Genomic DNA, 17,573 nt, shown 5'->3' with positions numbered 1-17,573 from the left:
AGCCGCATCTGGCTGAACCGGATTGTCAGGCGCCGCGGAGCTGGGTGGGTAGCTCCAGCGCGCCCTAGTGGCCGTGCACCGCCACCGCATGCTGCACGGACGCGTCCAGAAAATCGGTCTCGGTGTCGGCGATGACGGTGATCGAGCAGTACATCTCGCCCGGGAAGGCACGGCAGTCGATGAACCTGCGTCCCGTGGCGTCCTCCCGGATCAGGTCGGCAATCACCCCGAGGAAAGGACCTTGCCGAGCCTGGCATGCCGGTTGGCTCGCCGAGCATGGCGGTCCCAGGAGCTAGCCCCCGATAGATACGAGGTCATCGTGCTCGGGCTCCTCGGGCCAGATCACGTTCGCGCGTTACCACGGCACGCGGCACGTCTGAGGGCCGGCGCAGCCCCGGGATGACTAGGTGAGCATGAGGTTTTGTGGGACCGGTATAAAGCGCTTGAGAGCAGTCCTATTCGACGTCAACGTCATCGTGTCGCACGGGCGACTCTTGAAGCAGATTCATACCTGAGTGTCCCATAATCCCTTATGCCCTCCTTGTAAAAGTGCTCAGAAGGCGGTGTAGTCCACTTCGACATAGGGGGAGTTTCACCATGGAGTACCGCAACCTGGGCCGCTCTGGCCTGAAGGTCTCGCCGATTTGCCTGGGCACAATGATGTTCGGCGGTCAGACGGACGAGGCGCTGTCCTCGCGGATTATCAACAAGGCCCACGAGGCTGGGGTCAACTTCATCGACACGGCTGACATGTACAACGATGGTCGATCCGAAGAGGTCACTGGGCACGCAATCGCTCTCAAGCGTTCCTCCTGGATTCTCGCCACCAAAGTTTCCAATCCCACTGGACCGGGTCCCAACGACAGAGGACTCTCACGCAAACACATCATTGAGGCCGCCGAAGCAAGTTTACGTCGGCTCGGAACGGACTGGATCGACATCTACTACCTCCATAAGGAAGATCATACGACGCCTCTAGCGGAAACCGTTCGGGCCATGGGCGACCTCGTGCGGCAGGGGAAGATCCGGTACTTTGGGGTCTCCAATCACCGGGCTTGGCGCGTGGCCGAGATTTGTCGCCTGTGCGATGAACTCGGAATTGACCGGCCTGTGGTGAGTCAACCCTACTACAACGCGATGAACCGGATGCCCGAGGTCGAGCACCTGCCGGCCTGCGACTATTATGGTCTTGGCGTGGTGCCGTACTCACCCCTAGCCCGCGGCGTCCTGACCGGAAAATACAGCCCCGGTGCGCCACCGCCCGAAACGAGCCGGGCTGGTCGGCGGGACACCCGGATGATGCAGACCGAGTGGCGTCAGGAGTCCCTGCACATCGCCCAAGAGATCAAGCACCATGCCGAAGGTCGCGGAATCACGGCGGGCCAATTCGCTGTGGCCTGGGTGCTGAACAACCGCTTTGTCACGGCAGTGATTGGCGGTCCTCGCACCGAGGAGCAGTGGGACGACTACGTAGGTGCTCTCGACTATCGATTCACGGCTGAGGACGAAGCCTTGGTCGACAGGCTCGTCGCTTCAGGTCACCCCTCTACACCCGGATATAACGACCCTGCCTATCCTCTTGAAGGGCGCTCTCCCCGCACGGCCTCTATGAACGTCCGCATCGATAGATGACTTCGGCGGCGACCGTCGTGCGATCGCCAATAGATCTCGGACGTATCGAACTATTGCAACGAATCCCCGTTTCCAACCCGCAGCGAAAGTTGAACTCCGACCGCGAGCAATAGCCCTAGGTCTTTTCGAGCGTATGGCATAGGCTCGCCACATGGGACTATTGACCTTCAGCATAAACGTCACCCTGGACGGCTGCGTCGACCACCAGGAAGGAATCGCTGAAGACGAGACGCACGCGTTCTTCACCCGCCTTATGGACGAGGGCGGTGCGATGCTGTGGGGCCGCATCACCTACGAGATGATGGAGAGCTACTGGCCGGCGGTCGCTCGCGGCGACGTGGACGCGCCGCCGGCGATACGCGAATGGGCGGTCAAGCTGGAGGCCAAGCCGAAATACGTGGTGTCGTCGACGCGAAAGGACTTCCCGTGGACCAACAGCCACCACATCGCCGACGACCTGCGAACAGGCGTGCAGAGGCTCAAGGACGCGACTCCGGCGGGCGTGCTCCTCGGTAGCGGCAAACTCGCGACCGAGCTGGACCGGCTGGATCTGATCGACGAGTACAAGCTCCTCGTCCATCCAAGGATCGCTGGCCACGGCCCGACCCTGTACCAGGGCGGGCTATCCAGCGCGCGACGGCTCGAGCTGGTCTCGGCGAAGCCGCTCCGCAATGGCGCGGTCGCCATGCACTACCGGCGCGAACGCTGACTTCGAGCAGCCTCTCGCGCACAGCTTGGGAACCTGCGCGTCTCGGGAACACCGCCAATTTGCAGTCGGCTTTGGTCGCCTGTTTCTATGGATGGGCACATAAGCTGCGGTCTGTCTGTGGCTCCAGTTAGAGCATCGGACTGAAAGGCAGATTCAAGAGGTTTCGGCCTGGGCTGGAGTGTGATTCCCTTCTGAGAACAGGAGGTGGATCATGACCCAGAGCTTCTCCTTGGATCTGCGCGTGAGGGTTGCGGCCTTTGTCGAGGCGGGCGATTCCTGCCGGGCGGCGGCCCGCCACTTTGGGGTCAGTGACAGTTGCGCCATCAAGCTGATGCAGCGCCAGCGGCAGTCCGGCTCCCTCGCGCCAGCCCGTCAGGGTCGCCCGCCGGGACACGGTAAGCTGGTGCCTTATGAGGCTTTTCTGATCCAAACGGTCGAGGCCGAGCCCGCCATCTCCATGCCCGAACTCGCCGCAAGGCTGCTGGACAAGCACGGGGTCGTCGCAGCACCGGCGATGCTGTCGCGCTTCCTGTGGCCGGTGCGGCTTCACGTATAAAAAACACCTGATGGCGGCGGAGTGCGCACGCGCCGACGTGCGGGATGAGCGCCGGGTCTGGGCAGGCCACCGCCAGCCACGTATGCGTGAGCAACCGCACCGCCTGGTGTTTCTCGCTGGTGTTTCTCGATGAGACCTACGTCAACACCAAGATGACGCGTCTGCGCGGGCGCAGCCTTAAGGGCCAGCGGCTGCGCATGAGCGCGCCCTTCGGCCATTGGGAGACCCATACTTTCATCGCGGGCCTGCTGGGCCATGAACTGAGTGCGCCCTGGGTGATCGATGGCCCGATCACCCGGTCTGCGTTTGACACCTACATCGAGACGCAACTGGCGCCGACGCTCAGCGACGGAGATGTCGTGATCCTCGACAACCTCGCGGTTCACAAGAGCGAGAAGGTCGCCCATTGCCTGAAGCAACGAGGGGCCTGGTTCCTGTTCCTGCCGCCGTATAGTCCGGACATGAACCCAATCGAGCAGGCCTTCGCCAAGATCAAAGCACACTTGCGTAAGGCTGAGGCCCGAACCTTTGATGCACTCTGGCGAGCGCTCGGCGACATCTGCGATCTCTTCGAGCCACAAGAGTGTTGGAACTACCTCAAGGCAGCCGGATATGCGTCCGTGTAATCGTCCGGTGCTCTAGAGCCGTTCATCATGCCGGGGTACCAGTGCTCGAATGCAGCACGCAGCGAGCCATCCAAGGTCCTGGCCTGTGTCTGCAGGAGCAGATGAGCCCCACGCCGGCTCCACTGCCTCTGCTGTTTCTTGGCAAAGCGCTTGCTGATCACCGCATTCACCGTCGCCTCGACATAAGGCCGAGGAGATCCGCTCGCCAGACCGGTAGCGCTCGCCATAGTTGATCAGACTGGCCCCGTTGCTGGTGATATAGACCCGAAACTCCTGCATCGTCGTCCTGAACTTGCGCAGGTTGCGATAGCGACTGTCGAGAGCTTGCAGATCGAGAAGCAGATCATCGATAGCCTCACTGGCTCGGTAGGTGTTGCCGTGCCAGAGGAACCACTTGATCCGGCGCAACTCATCAATCGCCTGCGCCAGGGCTTCCTTGTCATGGTGCACCAAGCCCTGGGCGAACTAGCGCAGGACCGTGATCCGCATCGACCCTGGCGCCATACTCGTCATCAGTGAACGGGTCCTCGCCGGCTCCATAGCGCGGAGCATCGGCCAGCCGATCCTTGTCGATGTCCACCACGTAGCCGCCGAGCCGTGGGTCATAGGTCAGCGCCCGCCAAGGCAGCGGGTGGTAACTCTCGCCGAGGCCCAGGAAGCCACCGAAGCTCATCACCACATAAGCCACCTGGCCCGAGATCTTGTCGACCATGACGTTATACACGGTCCCAAGCTGCTCGCCGGCGCGGTTGAGCACTGGCGTGCCCTCGACCTTGCTGGACGCGATCAGGCGCCGAGTTTCCTCAATGGCCACGCCCTCCCTGGATGGATCGAGCTCCATGGAGCCCGGCTCGCGGAGTTGTCTCTCATTGGGCAGTTTCGTCGGCATGGTACTCTCCTCCCAGGAGGAACGTCATACTGGAGCGGCCGTTCCGGCTTGCTTGAGGGCTCAGCAAGGCGTGCCAGCGTTCGATGTGGCGGCCCCGGTCACTGCAATCGAGCCGGAGGCCGAGGATACGACCGCACGGAAATCCAACCAGGATTGGATGACCTGAGTTGGCATAACGGGCCAAGAGAACGCAGGAAATGAGATGGGATCTACGTGGCCTGGAAGGCGCGGCGGGCTCGTTCGCGGATCTCGTCCAGCTCGTCCTGAAGAGAATTGATCTGGCCTTCAACCTCTTCCAGTGAGGCGCATTCCGGCGTGATGAACAGGCGGCCATCCTCGCCTCTGGTATAACGCAGGAGGGCAATCCTGACGCACGCGGGATCATCGGGAGTTCCCGGCCTGATGTCCAACTCAAGGGCTCCAAAGACGTGCATGGGTTCACCTCCAACTCATCGTCTCACAAGGCGAAGAAATGTCGCGCGCGCTGCATCATAACTCTGCTCACCCACGGTCTATGAACAAGACCCGATCCGCCAACCCGGAAGAGGCGGAGTGCTGAACTTCAGCCCCGCCGGAACGCAGTCTGGGCGGCTCATGTCCGTGCTCGAGAGGGTCTGGGAAGCGATGGACCCGGTCGTTTCCGGATCGGAGACGGTGTCGAACTTCTGGGACCAGAGGTGATGCTGCCAGGATGTATCGAGGGTCGGATCTTCGGATCCTGTGCTCTCGGCTGCGGCAGCGGAGAGGATAAGCCCCGCCAAAACCATCACGGCTGCGGGAAGAACTCTGACGCTCATCATAGCCTCCACAATTGGACCAGAGAATAATTCCCCTTCCCTCAACAGCGTTCCCGTCGGACAAGAGAGCCGCCGTTCGTACGCGTCCCGGACAATCAGCCTCTCGCGGACGACCATGCCGCAGCGACGTGGAACTGAGGCGACGCAAGCGCATCGACGAACACCGCCGCTCTAATATGCCCCATACGACCGGTGCCCATCAAAGCCCCTCTGATGGGATGCTTTTTCTTTCCGAGCTACCCTGGAGCGCGACCTAACTTTACCGAGCGTCAGGAGCCTTTACCGACGATCATGCCCAAGCCTCTTGGCGCGTGTTGCCGTTGCGCGACGTGGTCCCGGCTCAACGAGCACCGTGGTTCGTGGGGCACCATGCAGCCGAATGGCCCTCAAACGGCATGGCGGCCCACACCTTTGCAGCCTGCAGCTGAAAGAACTCGGCCGCCCTCTGGACCTCGGGATCGGGCGAGAAGGCTTGCAGGCTCTGCAGGGTGAGCACCAAGCGGCGACGATAGGGCCACGGCAGAGCGGCGAGCGTATCGTCCACATTCAGGCGCGCGGTTCCTTCAACGGCAGCCTGATCGGCAATGTCATCTATCCGGGTCTGGACCGCACTTAGGCTCGCCGGGGTGGGAACATCGTTCATTGAGACAAGACCCAGGTACGCTGCACACTGCCCCGGCAACGACCGCAAAAAGCGATCGGTTCCGAGCATATACCTGTGTGTCAAAGCCGCAGCCGGCAAGCGATAGCGCCTGAACAGGAACAGCAGAGCGGCTCTTCAAATGGCGCCATTCTGTACAATGCCCAGGTTAATGCAGTTGCGGACGTTCCCGGAAGAATCGAGTCCGACATGAACCTTGCTGACCACCATCACTTCCCGGTTGATGAGAAGAAGACCTGATGGATATCTCGGTCATGTAGATCATTGTCGGCAGGATACCTCCTGTCCCTAACGGCCACAAGATCGAACGGACCGTGGTCTGTTCATGGGCCAGCGACGCAATGTTGCGCATGGCCAGAACCATGTGAAAGCGTGAGCATTATCTCCACGCGGTCAGCCATCTGGTCTGGCCAGCCCGTTGACGGAGATTTGCCATGGCGAAGCTGGCGGGAAAGGCCGATTGCTGCTGGGTGGTCAACGCCCCGAGGACAGCCTTTCCAGAACTGGAGGGTGAACAGACATGCGACGTGGTCATCATTGGCGCCGGCATCGTTGGCCTGACCGCCGCCTTGTCGCTCCTCGAGGCGGGCAGGTCGGTCGTCGTTCTCGAAGCCCGCCGGGTCGGTGGACAGGTCACCGGGCGCTCGTCGGCCAAGATCACAGCCCAGCATAGCCTCATCTACCGGCACCTCATCGATACGGCGGGGCGTGACATCGCCCAGGCTTATGCGGAGGCCAATCGCAGCGGCATCGCCAAGATACAGGACTGGATCAAGGCACTGGGGATCGATTGCGATCACGAGCCCAAGTCGGCCTTCACCTACACCTGCGACCCGAGTCGCATGGAGGACATTCGCGCCGAGGCGGAAGCGGCAAGGGCACTAGGCTTCAATGTCCGCGTGCTCGACAAGGCTCCCCTGCCTTTCCAGACCGCCGGAGCCCTGGAGTTTCCGGACCAGGCCCAATTCAATCCGGCCCGTTACCTCGTTGGCCTCAGCACGATAGTCCAAGCTCGCAGTGGACGCATCTTCGAGCAGAGCCGGGCCATGACCTTTGAGCCGGCCAGCCGATGGTCGGTCGGAACCGGCAAAGGCCAAGTGAAAGCCGATCACGTTGTGGTTGCCACCAATATCACCGTCAAAAGCCCGGTGGGCTACGCTAACCGCACCCAGCCCCGCTGCCATGTGGCCATGGCTTTCCGCACCGACGCCCCCGAGGCGGTGGATGGCATGTTCATCAGCATCGACGATCCGACCCACTCCCTCCGCGTCGGGCGCGATGCCGACGGGCCGCTGATCATCGCGCTGGGCCCCCGTTTCAACACGGGGCAGGACGGGGATGTATCCCGCCGTTTCCAGGACCTTGAGGCCTGGACCCGCATCCATCTGCCTGTCCGTGATGTGGCATGGCACTGGTGCAACGAGGATTACGACACCCCGGACCGCATGCCCTATGTCGGCCAGCCGGATTCGAAGGAGTCCCCAGGTTTCCACGTGGCAACCGGCTTCAATGGCTGGGGCATCAGCAATGGCACCGCGGCAGGTCTGGCGATTGCCCATGAGATCGCGACAGGCTCCCGGTTGTGGGGGCGGCTCTACCAGCCGGATCGTCCGACCCCAAAGGACTTCCACGAGAGCGGCGACACGCAATCGCTTGTTGATGACGTGGCTAAGATCGCTCCGGGTGAAGGCGGGGTCATCGTAAAGGGTGACGAAAAGATTGCGGTTTGGCGTGATGATGGCGGCGACCTTCACGCGGTGTCGGCCAGTTGCACACACAAGGGCTGCACCGTCACCTGGAACAACGCGGACCGGACCTGGGACTGTCCATGCCACGGCTCGATCTTCGAACCCGGTGGAACCGTGATCCACGGCCCGGCCCGCAAGCCGCTCCCGCCGCGGGAGATCTGATCCGTCCGCCCAAGGCGTCTCGCGCCCGCGCCAACATCCTGATGAAGGTCGGTGCCTTGGGCCGGCGGCACCTTCAGACACTGGGCGTCGCCTCACCCGCCGGTGAGAACAGGCGGAGCACTGGCCGATGCCGCCTCACCTTCGATGACGATCACCCGCGAATTGCTGTCGGCTGAACTGCCAGCTGGACCAGGTCGGATTTTGCGGGTCGGTCCCGTTGCAGAGACCATGCCCATTCCCTTGGCGTTGGTCTTCAACACGGCGACTGGCGCATCCCGCCCCTCCAGGAACACGCCGTAGACCGTGTCCGGTTTCAGCCGGGAGACATTCACCTCCAGGATGTCGACCAGCCCGAGATTGCGCGAGACCACATATCCTGTCCCGTCGCCCCCCTGCGGCGCCTTCAGGGCGATGTTGACAGTCTCGGACCCGCTGGGGCGCGGGGTCAGGTTGGCCCGTCCGTCCGTTCCCTGCGGGACGGCATCGGACACGAACACGAGCGCCTGGGGCGCCTGGCCGACCGGAACGCGCGCGGTTGCCTCGTTCTTGGATGTGTCGATCACATCGACGGCGTCGCCGTTCTCCAGCCCGACATAGATTCGGCTGCCGTCGCCCGAGGCCCAGATGCCGTGCGGGAGGGCTCCGACCGGGATCGTCTTCACAAGGGCGGGTGTAGCCTCCAGGGTGAAGACCTTGACGGCGTTTTCACCTCCAACGGTGACATAGGCGAGGGTTTTCCCTTCGCTCTGGCCAAAAGCCAGATGGTTCGTGATCGGGCCCGTGTCGATGGTGCCCTTCACCTCAAGCGCCTTGGTGTCGATGCGCGTGACCTTGCCGACATCCTTGTGGGTCAGCCAGACCTCCGAGCCATCCGGGGTGACCTGGATGAACGGCGAGAACGGCGAGACAACCGGGATCTTCTTGACGACCTCGCGCTTGGCGACATCCACCACCTCGACCACAGGGTTGAAGCTGTTACACACGAAAGCCAGCTTGCCGTCGGGCGCGAAGATCGTCATGCCCGGCCCGCTGGTGGTCGGGATGCGGCCGACTTCGCGGTAAGTTGTGGCATCGATCACGGCAAGATGGTCCTCGCCCCGCACCGTCGCCCAAACCTGTTTGCCGTCGGGCGTGAAGAACGCCTCGTGCGGATTGCGCCCGATATAGGCAGTCCCCTTCACCTTGTTCGTGGCGGTGTCGATGAAGGTGACTGAGTTCGTCACGGTGGAAACCGCCACCAGGGTCTTGTGGTCCGGCGAGAAGCCGAGGCCATGCACGTTGACCTCGCCCTTGTAGAGGGGGCTCAGGATGTCCGGGCGCGGATTGCCGAGCCGGATCTGCCCGAGCAACGTGTTAGTCGCCGGGTCGATCACCGAGACCGTGTTGCTGTTCTGGTCAGCGGTGTAGACGCGGTCGCTCTCCGTCGGGAGAGCGACCGCCACTGTCGAGGCCGTGAGGAGAGAGCAAAGGACGGCGAAGCGCTTCATCGGGCTTACTCCTTCGGGGGTGAGGAAGAGGCAGGCATCTCAGCGAGTAGGCGGGTCATGAGGTCGATCTCATACTGCTGCTCGGTGATGATCGATTGCGCGAGGTTGCGAATGCGCGGATCGGTCGTGACGAGGAGCACAGCTTTCGCCATGTCGACCGCACCTTGATGATGCGGCACCATGGCCGCCAGGAAGTCGCGGTCGGGCCGGCCTGTCTGTGGCACCGCGGCCATGGCCGCATGCATGCGATTCATCGCCTGGGCCATCAGACTGTCAAAAGACGGGGAAGCCGAGGCCGGTGCGGTCTGCTCCGGAGCGGAGGGCGGCTGATGGGAGTGGATGTCTTGCGCCCAGGCCTGGCCTGCCTCGCACACCAGGCCAAACAGCAGCGCCCATTGAAGCAGACACAGCGGTGGAGTTGGGACAAGGCCTCCCATGGGCGTCAGGCCACGACGATGCTTCCGGTCATGCCAAGGCTCCTTCAGGCATGGGCGGCCACGAATGACTGTAACGCGGATCGGTGCGACGAGCACCGGCCAGAGTGTCCTCTCTTCCCGAGTTAGGGGCCAATGCTCTTCAGGCTAGAGCACCACGATTCCGGCGTGCTTGGCCTTCTGCTCCGGCTCGACATGGATCGTGATCAGCGCATCCTCGACCTCGTCCTTCAGTGCCCGCTCGATTCGGTCGCAGATGTCGTGGGCGGAGGAGACCGGCATCTCCCCCGGCACGACCAGGTGGAAGTCGACGAAGGTCATCTTGCCCGCATGGCGCGTGCGCAGGTCATGCGCCTCCAAGGCGCCCTCGGCATTGGCTGAGATCACCTCGCGGATGTGGCTCAGGGTTTTCTCCGGCACCGCCTCGTCCATCAGGCCACCAACCGAATCCCGCATGACCTGCCAGCCCGACCACAGGATGTTCAGCGCCACCAGCGCCGCGAGCGCCGGATCGAGAATGGCCCAGTCCGTGGCCGCCGCCAGCATCACGCCTAGCAGCACACCGACGGACGAGATGACATCGGTCAGCAAGTGCTTCCCGTCCGCGACCAGCGCCGGCGAGCGCGAGCGCCGCCCCTGGTGGATCAGCACCCAGCACCAGCCGGCATTGATGACACTCGCCAGTCCATTGACGAGGAGGCCCTCCATCGAGGCAGTGAAGGGCTTCGGAGCCATGATCCCGAAGTAGGCCTCGCGCAGGATGGCCAGCGCCGCCACGACGATCAGAACGCCCACAACTACGGCGGAGAAATACTCCACCTTGTGGTGCCCGTAGGGATGGTTCGCGTCGGCGGGGATGGCGCTCGTCCGCACTGCCAGGAGCGCCACGACCGCGGTAACGACGTTGATGATGCTCTCCAGGGCATCCGAGTACAGGGCAATCGAGCCGGTCAGGAGATAGGCCACGTATTTCAAGGCCAGGACGGCGATGCCGACGACGATGCTTCCGGCGGCCAGTTTCTGGATGCGGTCCATGCTCGAACTCAATACGTAGGGACCGCCTGAGGGTCGGGCGAGGCAGGTCCGGAAATGACAGGGATGGACCCTTCTACGGGATTCATTTGTCCGCCGCTAGCCTTTGATTCTACATGCAAATTCCTCGCAAGAGCAGGTGTGTTCGGTTGTGATCCGTCCTCACTTGATCGGGTTCGACAGGGCCTCTCTTTCAGGTCTCGATGTCTCCGGCTCGAAGCCGACCTGGGTGCAGTTCCGGCCCTCCGCCTTGGCGGCGTACAAGGCGCGGTCGGCCCGGCCGAGAATGGAGCTCCGGTCGTCGTGCGGCAGGGCTTCCGTCACGCCCGCGCTGAAGGTGAACCGCAGCTCATGCGGATGCCCGGGAGAGTGTCGGATGGGAAGCCAGCCCTCACCCGGTCGGTGATACCGACGGCGTCGCTGGGCCGGACACCCGGCAGCACCAGCAGAAACTCCTCGCCGCCCATCCGGCCCAGCAGGTCCTGCTCGCGCAGCCTCTCGCGGCAGCCCTGGGCAAAGTGCCGGAGCACGGCATCGCCAGCGTCGTGCCCGTAAGTGTCGTTGACGGCCTTGAAGTGATCGATGTCGATGAGGGCAACACACAGACCCGCGCCGGACAGCCTGTCCGCCACAAGCTCCTCGTCCAGGTGCTCCAGGATGTGGCGCCGGTTCGGCAGGTCGGTGAGAGGATCGGTCTGGGATGCGAGCAGGGCCGGCTCATGGGCTTGGCGCAGGGACTTCTCATTGTGCTTCAGCGTGGTGATGTCCGAGCCGACCGAGAGCACCCAGCCGTTCGGCAGGATCGTGTGCTCCATCCAGAACCACCGCCCATTGACGAGGTCGGTCTCGAATGACTTTCGGGGCGCGCTGCGACGCCGCGGCAGGGTTCGGGCGATGAAGGCCTGAATGTCATCATTGATCCGCACCCCCAGCTCGTTCCTATCCGCATGCCGAAGAATGTCGGTGAACGTCAGGGGGCCGTCATATCTGCCCAGGAACAGGTCCCGGTACGTCTTGTTGGCGTAGCGCAGCCGATCCTCGGCATCATAGAGGGAGATAGCTTGGCCGCTCTCGGTGAGCGCCTCCACCAGGCAGCGGAGGGCCTCGTCGTCGGGATCGGAGAGGAACACGGTCATCGGAGCTGCGGGAGGAGACTATGGACGCCTAGCCATTGCCAGTCTGCAAGCAGTGGGTCCAGTACGGAATCGTCCGCTCACACATTTGTTCCCCGGCCGCCGCACGGGCTTGCAAGTTTGCAAAGCAAGATCCGCAGCCCAGGCCGTTGTCTCACGCGATCGTGTCTCCCCAAATCCCGCGGCAACGGGCTAACAAGGCCGCGATGCTGCGTTGCAGCTTCGCGCATCGTCCCCCTGCGACGTCACCCCTGTTTTCGATACATCACGGAGAGCCCATGACCACCCGCACAAACGATGTGGCGCTGCTCGCCGCCCGCCTGGCCGTCGCCGTCCTCTTCCTGCCGGCCGGCATCGGCAAGCTGTTCGGCCTGTCCGGCTTCGCCGCGATGCTGGCCGGCAATGGCCTGCCGTTCCCGGGACTGCTCGCTGTGCTCGCCGTCGCGGCGGAGATCATCGGACCCATCGCGCTGGTCCTGGGCGTTGTCCCACGCCTCACGGCAGTGCTGCTGATTGCCTTCACGCTCGTCGCTACCCTGATCGGCCACGCCTTCTGGACCTTTCCGGCGGAGGCGCAGGCGGCCCAGCAGACGCAGTTCTTCAAGAACGTCGCAATCGTCGGCGGCCTGCTGTTCTACTTCGTGAGCGGCCCGGGCGCCTTCAGCCTCTCGCCGCGATGGTTCCGGCGGGACGGCGCGCCTGACGATGTCGAGCCGCGGCCGACACTGTGACGGCATTGATGGTCGGGTGACCGTGGTCCTGCACAGGTTCGTGCGGGTCCACACCGCAGTTTGTGCCGAAACCACCACAATGAGGATCCAGCACGTGGTGGGCTCATCACGTACGACGAGGTGGCACTGATGATTGCCCGCATTGCATCCCTCGCCTTCGGCATCGTCGCGCCCCTCGCCCTGGTGGGCCGGGCGCTGATGATGCACTCAGACAGGCTGGCCGTGGGTGCCATCGACGAGGAAGGGACATGGACCGCAACCAAGACAAGCGCTCCCTCGCAGCGGCGATTGCTGCCGTGCTGGTGCTGACCGGTACCATCGGCCTGCTGTATGCTCCGCTGCTCCTCTGAGGCGAGCAGCATGCGTCCCTGGAAAAAGCCAGGACATGGACGCGAGCTCCTCGAGCGCACTGCCCATGTGGCGGCGGGCGGGGGCTCGGACTGGAGCGGAGCCGGCATGCCAATGGACAGCCCCTTGACGTCTTCGACTCCACCGGAATCCGCCGCATCGGGCATCGCGCTCAAGGTTCAGATCGTCGTCATCGGAGCCGGCCAGGCCGGTCTCTCGGCGGCCTACCATCTCAAGAGGCAGGGCCTAGCGCCGCATAAAGGTTTCGTGGTGCTCGACGGGTCGCAGGGGCCGGGTGGTGCTTGGCAGTACCGCTGGCCCTCGCTGACCTTGAGCACCATCAACCGCATCCACGACCTGCCGGGGATGGCGTTTTCCGAGGCGCTCGGCACGGACAGTGCGGAGGTGCCGACTAGCGTCGCCGTGCCGGAGTATTTCGCGGCCTACGAGAAGCGGTTCAACCTGCCCGTCTACCGCCCGGTGACGGTGAAGGTCGTCTGCGACAGGGGCGATCACCTCAGGATCGAAACGGACCGGATCCAGGTCTCCGCACGCGGGCTCATCAACGCCACGGGAACCTGGGAGGGCCCCTACGTTCCCGACGTCCCTGGGGCCGAGCGGTTCAAGGGCGGGCAACTGCACACGAAGGATTACCGCACAGCGGAGGAGTTCAGGGGGAGGCACGTCATTGTCGTAGGCGCCGGCATCTCGGAGATCCAGTTGCTCGATGAGGTCTCGCGCGTCACCACGACCACCTGGGTGACGCGAAGGCCTCCGGAGTTCCGGGACGCTCCGTTCGACGCCGAGGCCGCCCGCGTCCGTGGTCTCGGTCACCGGGATCCCGGTCTCTGCCGCCGTCGCGGCGATGCGGGCGCGTGGCGTGCTGGACCGGCGCCCGATGTTCAGCGGGATCACGGAGGACAGGGTGCGCTGGCCCGACCGGAGCACGCTTAGCGCAGACGTGATCCTCTGGTGCACCGGGCGCCGCTCATGCTGCGCGAGCCCGGCGGAGGCATCGTCATGACCGGGCGGCTGGCGACGCAGGTCGCGCAGGACCCGAGGGTGCATCTGGTGGGATACGGTCCCTCCGCCTCCACCATCGGGGCGAACCGGGCCGGCCGCGCCGCCGCGGACGAGCTCATGGCCTTCCTTGGCCTTGTGTGAGTGTGAACCACCCGTCCCGCGAGACCGGCAGCCATCTCGCGCACCCGGGAAGGTCTCAAATGGGTCACGAGCGGGAGATCGGCACAAAGGAAGGGGCGTCTGGCTTATCTTGGTAAGCTGACGAAAACTTAGAAGGAATGCTCAGCCGGGTTTCGCAATCGGTAGAGTGGGTGGGTGCGATCCCGAGCTACGGTGATGCAGCGAAAAACAGGACAGCCCGTCCAGTTCGAGAAGCCCTGAGCAGACCCGCGCGGCTATGGTGCGCTGGATCGAGAAGAAGGGCCCGCACAAAGGCGAACCGCTGTTCTCGAGCAGAATCAACCGAACGAGACCCTTGACCACGCGCCAGGATGCTCGCCTGCTGGCATCCTGGCTTCGTGCGACTGGACTGGATCCGTCGGCCTACGGCACCCATTCCCTGCGACGGACCAAAGCGTCGATGATTTACGAAGGACAGGCAATCTCCGGGCTGTCCAGCTCCTGCTCGGCCACACCAAGATCGAGAGTACCGTGCGGTATCCTGGGATCGACGTCGACGATGCCCTTCTGATTGCAGAACAGGTTAAGATCTAAACGCAGGGGCGGCTCCCCGACGAGCCGCCTCAAAGCTCATGCAACGTCCGGACTTGAGGCTTGAGCAGCCACAAGACAAACGACCGGGGCGTGCCGGCTCTGGACCTTGCGTTCGTGATCAAACGTAAATTGGCATAAGCGCTGGGGTCGCGTTTTTTGACGGCCGGACGGGTTAGTACTGGAGGACCTGCTTTCCCGTCCGGTCGATGATCCGATAGGGCTAAGCGCTGGTTGCCGATGATCTCTTCCGCGCGGAGGACTGCCTGGCGCCCTTCCGGCGAGTGCCGCTGCCACTGTCCTCGCCCACCGAACCGCCGAGCGCGCTCGTCACGACCTCGCCGGCGGCACCGATGGCGGCCGCTGCTACCTCCAGCGGAGCGGCAACGATCTCGGCGCCAAGACGCCCTGCGGCCGACACAGCGTCCCGCCCCTCCTGTGCTCCACTGCCCTGCCCCTTCTCCCTGCCTTGCGGCTTCTCCAACACGTTCGCGACTGCTCTGAGGGCCTCAGCCATGACAGCGCGTGCCTGTGGCGAGGTGAGCGTTGTCTCAAGCGTCGAGAGCCAGGCCATCGGATTCATCATGCTGCCCTGTGACCGCGAGCGGGTCTGCGTTGTGGACCGAGACCTCGACGCGCCGGAGGTCGAGCGTGTTGCTGTACGCGATCCTGCGGAGGAGCGGGCCTTTGCGGGAACAGCCTGCGACTTCGTCGCGGACCGGGAGCCAGCCATAGCCTTGGGCTGCGCCCGCTTGGCAGCGGCCGTTCCTGTCTTGGCAGCAGATCGGGAGGCGGACTTCGATGCCGACCTTCCTGACCCCTTCCGGCTCCTGCTGGGTTGTGAAGCAGCGTCCTTCTTGTTCGTAGCCATTGTCATTCCTTCGTCTGCAGTGGCCGTAAGCGGCCGAACCGAGGAGCAGTTCCTCGACCATGACAATGACAACGTGGCCGTTCGGTTCGCGCGCACAAGATTTAGTTCACCAGTTCACGCAGCTTTCGCCCCGAGATCATCCGGCAGCGGCTGCACTCGTTGGAATTGTCACGGATCCTGCCCTCACCTCGATCTTCGGAGTTCCCAATGGCCCATTCGTTCGTGCCCGCCAGCACCTCTCCTAGCGCTCCTGCTGGTCCCAACCAGCCCGACCTGAGCTCCGACCCCATCTGGCAGGCTAGGACGGATCTTGCTGCCTGCTTCCGCATGGCGGCCCGATACGGTCTGGAGGAAGGAATCTGCAACCACTTTTCGGCGCTGGTTCCGGGTTATGATGACCTCTTCATCGTCAACCCTTACGGCTACGCCTTTCGGGAGCTGACAGCTTCCAAGCTGCTGATTTGCGACTTCCACGGGAACGTGGTGTCCGGTGAAGGCCAGCCGGAGGCTACGGCCTTCTACATACATGCGCGGATCCATAAGATGATCCCTCGCGCCAGGGTGGCTTTTCACACCCACATGCCCTATGCGACCGCACTTGCCATGACCGAGGGGGATCCTCTCATCTTCGCCGGGCAGACAGCTCTGAAATTCTACGGCCGCACTGCCGTGGATACGAATTACAACGGGCTTGCTTTGGATGAGCGCGAAGGCGACCGCATCGCTGGCGCGATTGGTGCTGCAGACATCGTGTTCATGAAACATCATGGTGTCATGGTGCTGGGCCCGAGCATTGCGGAGGCGTGGGACGACCTCTACTATCTTGAGCGCGCGTGCCAAGTTCAGTGCCTTGCGCTCGCGACCGGGCGCAAGGTTATTCCGGTTGATCCGGTGATTGCAGAGGCGGCTTATCGTCAGATGCGGGAGGGTGATCCGGAGTCTGCCCGACTGCACTTGGCTTCGATCAGACGCACTCTGGATGTTGAGGAGCCAGAATATCGGGCCTGAGATAAGGTACCGGTAACCGAGAGAGTGAAGGGCTGCTCTAGGTCAAGAAACGAGTTTCCCTGCGTTCTCGGAACGTCGGGTTCGAGGAGGATTGCTGCCTTCGACCTTAGGTCTCAGGCGTGCCAGTTTCAGACGTTCCTTGGAATCAAACCGGCCGCCTGGAGGAGAGAAAGACAGAGACCTTCGTGACCTATTTCGAGGTTGGAAGTCACATCGAGTGCCCTCGGATCCGGTTCCACCGGCTTGTTGTAACGATAGAGGCCACGAAGCCAGCAACAACGGCCGCAAAACGCTCCGGCTCCTCCTAGTGCAACGCATGTCCGGCGCCACGGAAGATGAGGCGTCTATTTGTCCACGGTAGGTTGGATCTCCAGGTGCCCGCTCTTCTGAACTGGCGGCAGGTGCTTGACGTGTTGAAGCTTTCCCCAAGAACAAACCAAGGGCTTAGCCCAAACTATTAAAGGCCTGTCCCAAGGCATCAAGTACAAGCTCACGGGGAAGCTAGCATCAATGCATAAGGGCAGGAAAACTCGGCCCTTAATCAAAGAATGAGAACAATGCTGTCCGCGAGATGGCTGGCGGTTTTGTGTCACGCACCGGAGGGCAAGCCCATGCGTCATTCCAGCAGGAATGACGATCTGTTTCCAGTACTGCCTGAGCCATCGGATCCTCCAGCGGGTATCGATCGCCGAAGGCTCTTCATGCGCACCGCTGCGATTGGAGCGGCGGCTGTAATACCCGGAACGACGTGGACGCCGGAAGCCCGCGCTCAACAAGCTGCGACGGAAGCTGCCGCGCAGCAGGCCAAGCTATCGGCCTCAAGGCGCATCTGTTCGGCAGCTTGAGCGCCATTGGCAAAGGCCACGGCACGAAGCGCGCCGCGCTTGCAGGTCTAGTCCTTTGCCACAGGGGAGCTGCGGGATGGTTCGAGGGGGTGTAAACTGAGCGGATCTGAGGGAGGGCTCTCCCATGCTCAAGCGCTATCTTGTCGATCTCACCCGCCGCGAGCGCACTG

Annotated in this window: 18 protein-coding genes and 3 pseudogenes; 9 read left to right on the top strand and 12 right to left on the bottom strand. The window is 63.0% G+C overall.

Annotated features, from left to right (window positions below):
- Positions 1-64: 64 nt before the first annotated feature.
- Positions 65-226 carry a DUF1059 domain-containing protein gene (locus ACS5Q0_RS25315; RefSeq protein WP_473129420.1) on the bottom strand — a complete coding sequence of 54 codons (162 nt, stop codon included), beginning with the start codon at positions 224-226 and terminating at the stop codon, positions 65-67.
- A gap of 371 nt (positions 227-597) precedes the next feature.
- Here ACS5Q0_RS25315 and ACS5Q0_RS25310 point away from each other — a divergent pair, with 371 nt between their 5' ends.
- The 3 genes and pseudogenes from ACS5Q0_RS25310 (at position 598) to ACS5Q0_RS25300 (ending at position 3,523) form a co-directional block, all read left to right on the top strand.
- Complete coding sequence (locus tag ACS5Q0_RS25310) at positions 598-1,632, top strand: aldo/keto reductase (RefSeq protein WP_473129419.1); 1,035 nt, start codon at positions 598-600, stop codon at positions 1,630-1,632.
- Positions 1,633-1,783: 151 nt separating this feature from the next.
- The gene (locus ACS5Q0_RS25305) at positions 1,784-2,341 is read left to right on the top strand and encodes a dihydrofolate reductase family protein (RefSeq protein WP_473129418.1); all 558 of its coding nucleotides are present in this window, start codon (positions 1,784-1,786) and stop codon (positions 2,339-2,341) included.
- A 211-nt stretch (positions 2,342-2,552) separates the two neighbouring features.
- A pseudogene (locus tag ACS5Q0_RS25300) lies at positions 2,553-3,523 on the top strand (IS630 family transposase).
- Here ACS5Q0_RS25300 and ACS5Q0_RS25295 read toward each other — a convergent pair.
- The 4 genes and pseudogenes from ACS5Q0_RS25295 to ACS5Q0_RS25280 form a co-directional block, all read right to left on the bottom strand.
- Positions 3,490-4,045 (bottom strand): annotated as a pseudogene (locus ACS5Q0_RS25295) (ISKra4 family transposase); the annotation flags it as partial. The pseudogenes ACS5Q0_RS25300 and ACS5Q0_RS25295 overlap by 34 nt on opposite strands.
- Positions 4,002-4,412: pseudogene (locus tag ACS5Q0_RS25290) on the bottom strand (PRC-barrel domain-containing protein); the annotation flags it as partial. The pseudogenes ACS5Q0_RS25290 and ACS5Q0_RS25295, both read right to left, overlap by 44 nt.
- A 209-nt stretch (positions 4,413-4,621) precedes the next feature.
- The gene (locus ACS5Q0_RS25285; RefSeq protein ID WP_473129417.1) at positions 4,622-4,846 is read right to left on the bottom strand and encodes a hypothetical protein; all 225 of its coding nucleotides are present in this window, start codon (positions 4,844-4,846) and stop codon (positions 4,622-4,624) included.
- Between the two features lie 703 nt (positions 4,847-5,549).
- Positions 5,550-5,852 carry a hypothetical protein gene (locus ACS5Q0_RS25280; RefSeq protein ID WP_473129416.1) on the bottom strand — a complete coding sequence of 101 codons (303 nt, stop codon included), beginning with the start codon at positions 5,850-5,852 and terminating at the stop codon, positions 5,550-5,552.
- Positions 5,853-6,304: 452 nt separating this feature from the next.
- Here ACS5Q0_RS25280 and ACS5Q0_RS25275 point away from each other — a divergent pair, with 452 nt between their 5' ends.
- The gene (locus ACS5Q0_RS25275) at positions 6,305-7,780 is read left to right on the top strand and encodes an FAD-dependent oxidoreductase (protein WP_473129415.1); all 1,476 of its coding nucleotides are present in this window, start codon (positions 6,305-6,307) and stop codon (positions 7,778-7,780) included.
- A gap of 92 nt (positions 7,781-7,872) precedes the next feature.
- Here the strand turns inward: ACS5Q0_RS25275 and ACS5Q0_RS25270 are convergent, their stop codons facing one another.
- The 5 genes from ACS5Q0_RS25270 to ACS5Q0_RS25250 all read right to left on the bottom strand — a co-directional run bounded on the left by ACS5Q0_RS25270 (position 7,873) and on the right by ACS5Q0_RS25250 (position 11,869).
- Positions 7,873-9,267, bottom strand: a complete 1,395-nt coding sequence (locus ACS5Q0_RS25270; RefSeq protein ID WP_473129414.1) for a YVTN family beta-propeller repeat protein — start codon at positions 9,265-9,267, stop codon at positions 7,873-7,875.
- Between the two features lie 5 nt (positions 9,268-9,272).
- A complete protein-coding gene (locus ACS5Q0_RS25265; protein WP_473129413.1) occupies positions 9,273-9,800 on the bottom strand; it encodes a DUF305 domain-containing protein in 528 nt (175 codons plus the stop codon).
- 48 nt (positions 9,801-9,848) lie between these two features.
- Entirely contained in the window at positions 9,849-10,736 is an 888-nt protein-coding gene (locus ACS5Q0_RS25260; protein WP_473129412.1) for a cation diffusion facilitator family transporter, read from the bottom strand.
- A gap of 159 nt (positions 10,737-10,895) precedes the next feature.
- Positions 10,896-11,057: a hypothetical protein gene (locus tag ACS5Q0_RS25255; protein WP_473129411.1), complete on the bottom strand. Its 162-nt coding sequence runs from the start codon at positions 11,055-11,057 to the stop codon at positions 10,896-10,898.
- Positions 11,054-11,869, bottom strand: coding sequence for a sensor domain-containing diguanylate cyclase (locus ACS5Q0_RS25250; protein WP_473129410.1), 816 nt, complete (start codon positions 11,867-11,869; stop codon positions 11,054-11,056). The genes ACS5Q0_RS25255 and ACS5Q0_RS25250 overlap by 4 nt, the downstream gene beginning before the upstream one ends.
- Before the next feature lie 275 nt (positions 11,870-12,144).
- Here ACS5Q0_RS25250 and ACS5Q0_RS25245 point away from each other — a divergent pair, with 275 nt between their 5' ends.
- The 3 genes from ACS5Q0_RS25245 to ACS5Q0_RS25235 all read left to right on the top strand — a co-directional run bounded on the left by ACS5Q0_RS25245 (position 12,145) and on the right by ACS5Q0_RS25235 (position 14,109).
- Positions 12,145-12,597 (top strand): DoxX family protein, encoded by a 453-nt coding sequence (locus ACS5Q0_RS25245; protein WP_473129409.1) that lies wholly within the window; start codon positions 12,145-12,147, stop codon positions 12,595-12,597.
- Positions 12,598-12,957: 360 nt separating this feature from the next.
- Positions 12,958-13,899 (top strand): NAD(P)-binding domain-containing protein, encoded by a 942-nt coding sequence (locus ACS5Q0_RS25240; RefSeq protein ID WP_473129408.1) that lies wholly within the window; start codon positions 12,958-12,960, stop codon positions 13,897-13,899.
- Between the two features lie 36 nt (positions 13,900-13,935).
- Positions 13,936-14,109: a hypothetical protein gene (locus ACS5Q0_RS25235; protein WP_473129407.1), complete on the top strand. Its 174-nt coding sequence runs from the start codon at positions 13,936-13,938 to the stop codon at positions 14,107-14,109.
- Positions 14,110-14,902: 793 nt separating this feature from the next.
- Here ACS5Q0_RS25235 and ACS5Q0_RS25230 read toward each other — a convergent pair.
- Positions 14,903-15,196 carry a hypothetical protein gene (locus tag ACS5Q0_RS25230; protein WP_473129406.1) on the bottom strand — a complete coding sequence of 98 codons (294 nt, stop codon included), beginning with the start codon at positions 15,194-15,196 and terminating at the stop codon, positions 14,903-14,905.
- Between the two features lie 34 nt (positions 15,197-15,230).
- On the bottom strand, positions 15,231-15,611 hold the full coding sequence (locus tag ACS5Q0_RS25225) for a hypothetical protein (protein ID WP_473129405.1): 381 nt from the start codon (positions 15,609-15,611) through the stop codon (positions 15,231-15,233).
- A 146-nt stretch (positions 15,612-15,757) separates the two neighbouring features.
- Between ACS5Q0_RS25225 and ACS5Q0_RS25220 the strand changes: the two genes are divergently transcribed.
- Both ACS5Q0_RS25220 and ACS5Q0_RS25215 read left to right on the top strand, forming a co-directional pair.
- Positions 15,758-16,558, top strand: coding sequence for an aldolase (locus tag ACS5Q0_RS25220; protein ID WP_473129404.1), 801 nt, complete (start codon positions 15,758-15,760; stop codon positions 16,556-16,558).
- A gap of 748 nt (positions 16,559-17,306) precedes the next feature.
- The gene (locus tag ACS5Q0_RS25215; protein ID WP_473129403.1) at positions 17,307-17,498 is read left to right on the top strand and encodes a serine dehydratase beta chain; all 192 of its coding nucleotides are present in this window, start codon (positions 17,307-17,309) and stop codon (positions 17,496-17,498) included.
- Positions 17,499-17,573: the final 75 nt, after the last annotated feature.

It is taken from the genome of Microvirga sp. HS2 (assembly GCF_055792805.1).
The sequence above is the reverse complement of the archived record's forward strand: the minus strand, read 5'-3'. Positions and strand labels throughout refer to the sequence as shown.

Bases quoted from the DNA above. Each gene is read 5' to 3' on its own strand.
- ACS5Q0_RS25220 (WP_473129404.1), top strand. From the start codon at position 15,758: ATGGCCCATTCGTTCGTGCCCGCCAGCACCTCTCCTAGCGCTCCTGCT.
- ACS5Q0_RS25305 (WP_473129418.1), top strand. From the start codon at position 1,784: ATGGGACTATTGACCTTCAGCATAAACGTCACCCTGGACGGCTGCGTC.
- ACS5Q0_RS25245 (WP_473129409.1), top strand. From the start codon at position 12,145: ATGACCACCCGCACAAACGATGTGGCGCTGCTCGCCGCCCGCCTGGCC.
- ACS5Q0_RS25280 (WP_473129416.1), bottom strand. From the start codon at position 5,852: ATGAACGATGTTCCCACCCCGGCGAGCCTAAGTGCGGTCCAGACCCGG.
- ACS5Q0_RS25285 (WP_473129417.1), bottom strand. From the start codon at position 4,846: ATGCACGTCTTTGGAGCCCTTGAGTTGGACATCAGGCCGGGAACTCCC.
- ACS5Q0_RS25250 (WP_473129410.1), bottom strand. From the start codon at position 11,869: ATGACCGTGTTCCTCTCCGATCCCGACGACGAGGCCCTCCGCTGCCTG.
- ACS5Q0_RS25275 (WP_473129415.1), top strand. From the start codon at position 6,305: ATGGCGAAGCTGGCGGGAAAGGCCGATTGCTGCTGGGTGGTCAACGCC.
- ACS5Q0_RS25230 (WP_473129406.1), bottom strand. From the start codon at position 15,196: ATGGCTGAGGCCCTCAGAGCAGTCGCGAACGTGTTGGAGAAGCCGCAA.
- ACS5Q0_RS25235 (WP_473129407.1), top strand. From the start codon at position 13,936: ATGCTGCGCGAGCCCGGCGGAGGCATCGTCATGACCGGGCGGCTGGCG.
- ACS5Q0_RS25310 (WP_473129419.1), top strand. From the start codon at position 598: ATGGAGTACCGCAACCTGGGCCGCTCTGGCCTGAAGGTCTCGCCGATT.
- ACS5Q0_RS25260 (WP_473129412.1), bottom strand. From the start codon at position 10,736: ATGGACCGCATCCAGAAACTGGCCGCCGGAAGCATCGTCGTCGGCATC.
- ACS5Q0_RS25270 (WP_473129414.1), bottom strand. From the start codon at position 9,267: ATGAAGCGCTTCGCCGTCCTTTGCTCTCTCCTCACGGCCTCGACAGTG.
- ACS5Q0_RS25240 (WP_473129408.1), top strand. From the start codon at position 12,958: ATGCGTCCCTGGAAAAAGCCAGGACATGGACGCGAGCTCCTCGAGCGC.
- ACS5Q0_RS25225 (WP_473129405.1), bottom strand. From the start codon at position 15,611: ATGGTCGAGGAACTGCTCCTCGGTTCGGCCGCTTACGGCCACTGCAGA.